We start from the raw sequence: 3,995 nt of genomic DNA, 5'->3' as shown, positions 1-3,995 counted from the left end.
TTCGTCGGCACCTTGCTCTGTGGAAGGTGACGGTGGTGGCGCTGTGCACGCTGCGGGCCGGGAGGGTGACGGTCAGGGTGTGGTCCGCCGCGCTGAAGTGCCAGGCCGTCCTGGGCAGCCGGGTGCCGGTCGCGGCCACCGCGCTCGGCGCGGTGACCCCGCGGAAGGTCACCGTCCACTGGCGGCTGGTGACCTGGCCGTGGAAGGAACCGTCGGCCGCGCCGATCCGCAGGGTGTGGACCCCCTTGCTCTCGCTGTAGTGGACGGCCGTCGTCGCGGAGCGGGCCGGCACCGCGGAGGTGCCGTCGTCCTCGTAGAGCGAGAACGAGCCCGACGCGCCGCCTGTGACGGTGAGCGTCACCTTCTTCAGCGGGTTCTTCGCGTCGTCGGTGACGTGGTCGGTCCTGGTCGGCACGACCGCGCCGGCCCTGACGAACACCGGCATCGTGTCGAGCCCGGTGGTGATGTTCTGCGTGCTGCCGCCGGGGTAGGTCTGCCCGGTGAAGTAGTCGGTCCAGGTGGTGCCCGGCGGCAGCCACACGGAGGTGGTGGCGGTGCTGCCGGGCGTGGTGACCGGCGCGACCAGCACGTCGGGCCCGTACATGTACTCGCTGTCCGCCGTGGTGTAGGCGCTGTCCTCCTCCGGGTACTGGAGGTACATCGGCCGGACCACCGGGACGCCACTGGCGTTCGCCTGCTGGGCGAGGGTGTAGGTGTACGGCAGCAGGTCCTCGCGCAGGTTGAGGAACTTGTCCGCCGAAGTGCGGGCGGCTGTGCCGTACTGCCAGGGCAGCCGGTCGCTGTGGTTGCCGTGCAGCCGGTCCACCGGCTGGAAGGTGCCGAGTTGGACCCAGCGCGCGTACAGGTCGTCGGGGAGCTTGGTGGTGGACTTCTGCTGCCCGCCGTCGGTGTACGTCTCGGAGCCGGTCAGCCCGGTCGCGTCGTTGAAGCCGCCGATGTCGTGGCTGACCGCGGACAGGCCGGTGGACGCGGACTCACCCGGGGTGTAGCCGACTTCGAACTTCAGGGTGCCCCAGGTGGAGGAGGTGTCGCCGGTGAAGTGGACGGTGGTGCGCTTGTCCGCCCACGGTCCGGTCGGCAGGCCGGTCGGGCTGCTGTAGCCGCCGGACTGGAGCGACCCGAAGGCCCGGGAGAGCACGAACCCGCGCCCGACGGTCTTGTCCGCGTCGGTGGCGTACTGCTGGTTGATCCAGGCGTCGGGGGTGACACCGGCCAGCGTGGACTGCGAGTTGTCGCAGCACCAGTCCAGCCACCAGAAGTCCGCGCCGGCCTGCTCCATCGTCTGGTGCAGGGCCAGGTACGCCTTGAGCTGGTCCGGGTCGCCGAAGTCGAAGGTGTACGTGCACACGTCGCCGTCGCAGCCGCTCTTGGCGAGCTTGTTCTTCGCGGTGGCCTGGGCCTGCGCGAACTGCGGGTCGGTGCTGACGATGCTCGGGTGGATGTTGAGCGTGTTGTGCAGCCCCTGGCTCGCCGCCCAGTCGAAGAACGCCTTCGGGTCGGGGAACTTGGCCGGGTCCATCTCCCAACCGTCCCAGGTCGCCGGTGACTTGAAGTCGGTGTCGGTGACCAGGACGTCCAGCGGGTCGCCCTCGGAGCGGAACGCGGGCAGGATGGTGTTCTCGTAGTCGGCCGCGGTGCGGTCCAGGTATTCCGAGTACCAGACGCCGTAGGCCCATTCGGGCAGCAGCTCGGAGGGGCCGGTGAGGGTGGCCAGGTCGCTCAGCGCCTGCTGGTAGTCGTGCCCGTAGCCGAAGAGGTAGCCGTCCTGGTAGGGCGCGCCGCCGTGGCCGGGCCGCGCGGAGGCCGCCCCGGTCGCGGTGGAGTACAGCGCCGAGGAGGTGTCGTCCAGCAGGTACCAGCCGTCCCGGTGGAGCAGGCCGGGGGTGATGGCCGGGTCGCCGTTGTCGCCGTTGACGCCGTCCAGGCCGCGGCGGTAGCCGCCCAGGGCGGTGTGCGGCGGGGGTGCGGTCGCGCTCTGGTCGCTGACGGACACCGTGTCGGCGTTGATGTGGCAGCTGTCCGCGTCCGGGCAGCCCAGGGTGATGTCGTCGGTGCCCGCGGTCAGGGTGACCGGGACCGACGCGGTGCCCCAGGTGTCCCAGTCGGTGGTGGCCGGCAGGCTGAGCGTGCTGCTGCCGCCGCCGGCCGTCACGCTCATGGTGCGGGTCTGGTGCAGGCCGTCGCCGCCGACGCCGTTGGCGTAGCGCAGCCGCAGCAGGTACGTGCCGTCGGCGGGCACGCCGACGATCCGGTGGGTCAGCCCCGCGCCCTGGTCCAGTTCCGCGACGAAGCCGGACCCGGAGTAGCCCTGGTGGTTCGTGGCGACCACCGCGGAGCCCGAGGCGCGGCCCGCCTCGGACTCGCAGCTCACCCCGAACCGGCAGTCGGTGATGGCGGTGGCCGATGTCGCCGGGTATGTCGCGCCGGGCGTGACCACCGCGACGCTGTCGAGGTTGACGTTGCCGGAGTCCGCCGCGGCGTGTGCCAGGGTCACCGTGTGGTGGCCCGCGGTCAGGTTCAGCGGCACCCGCGCGACGGCCCAGGTGTCCCAGTCCGCGGTCACCGGCAGGCTCACCGTGCGCGCCGAGCCGCCGTCCACCGACAGCGACAGCGTGCGGGTGGTGTTCTTGCCGTCGCCGCCCAGCGCGTTGGCGTACCGGGCGGCGAACTCGTAGGAGCCGGCCGACGTGGCGTCCACGTCCACGGACACCGAGTCGCCGGCCGCCGTGAAGCCGGCCAGGAAGCCGGTGCCGGTGGCCCCGGTGTGGTCCGAGGCCGTGCTGACCCCTGCGGCGGACAGGTCCTCCGCCTCGCACAGCGCACCGACCGTGCAGGTGAGGCCGTTCCAGGGGGTGGCCGTGACCGGGGTGGTACCCGCGTTCTGGTCCACCGTGAGGTTCTGCGCGGTGAAGGCCCCCGAGTCCACCTTGTAACGCAACGTCACCTTGCTGGTCTTGAGGGTCAGCCAGCCGTCGGAGGTGGTGGAGGTGTACGGCGTGCTGGTGAAGGAGTCCCGGCCGATGGCGTTGAAGGTGGGGCTGTCGGTGAACTGTCCGTCGCCGGCGTACTCGGTACGGATCAACGTCGGCGACAGCACCTCGAACCGTGCGTCGCCGGACGTCACGGTCGGGATGCGGGGGTGGGCCGTGCCGTGCGCGGACGCCGCCTGTCCGGTGCCGGTGAGCACCGTCGCGGCGGCGGCCGCCGCGGCCACGACCGCCACCCGCCGCCGTACGCCCGTCGCCCGGCGGCGCAACCTCGCCGCGCTCACCGGGTCACGCTCAGCAGGGCGAAGACGCCGCCGATCACCGGGCGCGCCTGGAAGCCGCCGGCCGGCCGGTCGTCGACGGTGTCGTACCCGTCGGTGAACGGCACCCGCGGCGGCGTGGTGTGCGCGAACTCGTAGTACGAGTCGATCAGATAGCCGCTCACCGGGTGGTCGCGCAGCCAGGCGGCGGTCCACATCTCCCAGTCGCCCTTGGTGTACGCGTGCCGCACGTCCAGCGGGATGCCGTAGGGGTTGACCTGGGTGAGGTACCAGGCCGCCTCCTCGGCGGCGACCGAGGCCGGCAGCAGGCCGAGGCCGAGCAGCGCGTCCGGGTAGCCGTTGTACTTAAGGCTCCAGGTGCCCGGCTGGTCGGCGGCGTCGGCGGCGGCGGGTGGCGGCCCGTCCGGTCCGGCGGCAGGCGATGCGGCGTCGTTGTTCCTGTGTGTCATCGGTTTCCTCCAGGGACCGCTCCCGTGCGGAGCGGGATGGCAGGGGACGTGCTCCGGCCCGTGCGGCGGCAGACCGGAGTAGCGGCTTGGGGTGTGCCTGTCGGAAGGGATTACTACAACGATGTAAAGCGAGGCAGGACGATGACAGCACAGCGTAGATGTCATGTCCATCCCCCGCGTCGGACAGATTTCCGCCGTGTTCCGCGGCGCCCGGTCATCACACATCAGACCCCCCGCATGACCGAACACCCTTACCG

The 3,995-nt window shown here is 71.6% G+C and carries 2 protein-coding genes; both read right to left on the bottom strand.

Going from position 1 to position 3,995, the window contains the following annotated elements:
• Positions 1-3,244 (bottom strand): TIM-barrel domain-containing protein (locus AC13HU_RS33620; protein ID WP_483045776.1); only part of this gene is annotated, 3,244 nt, incomplete at its 3' end.
• A 44-nt stretch (positions 3,245-3,288) separates the two neighbouring features.
• Positions 3,289-3,738, bottom strand: coding sequence for a DUF1793 domain-containing protein (locus tag AC13HU_RS33615; RefSeq protein ID WP_483045775.1), 450 nt, complete (start codon positions 3,736-3,738; stop codon positions 3,289-3,291).
• Positions 3,739-3,995 lie beyond the last annotated feature (257 nt).

The sequence above is a fragment of the Streptomyces sp. NH27 genome (assembly GCF_056859195.1).
This window is presented reverse-complemented; position numbering and strand designations above follow the sequence as displayed.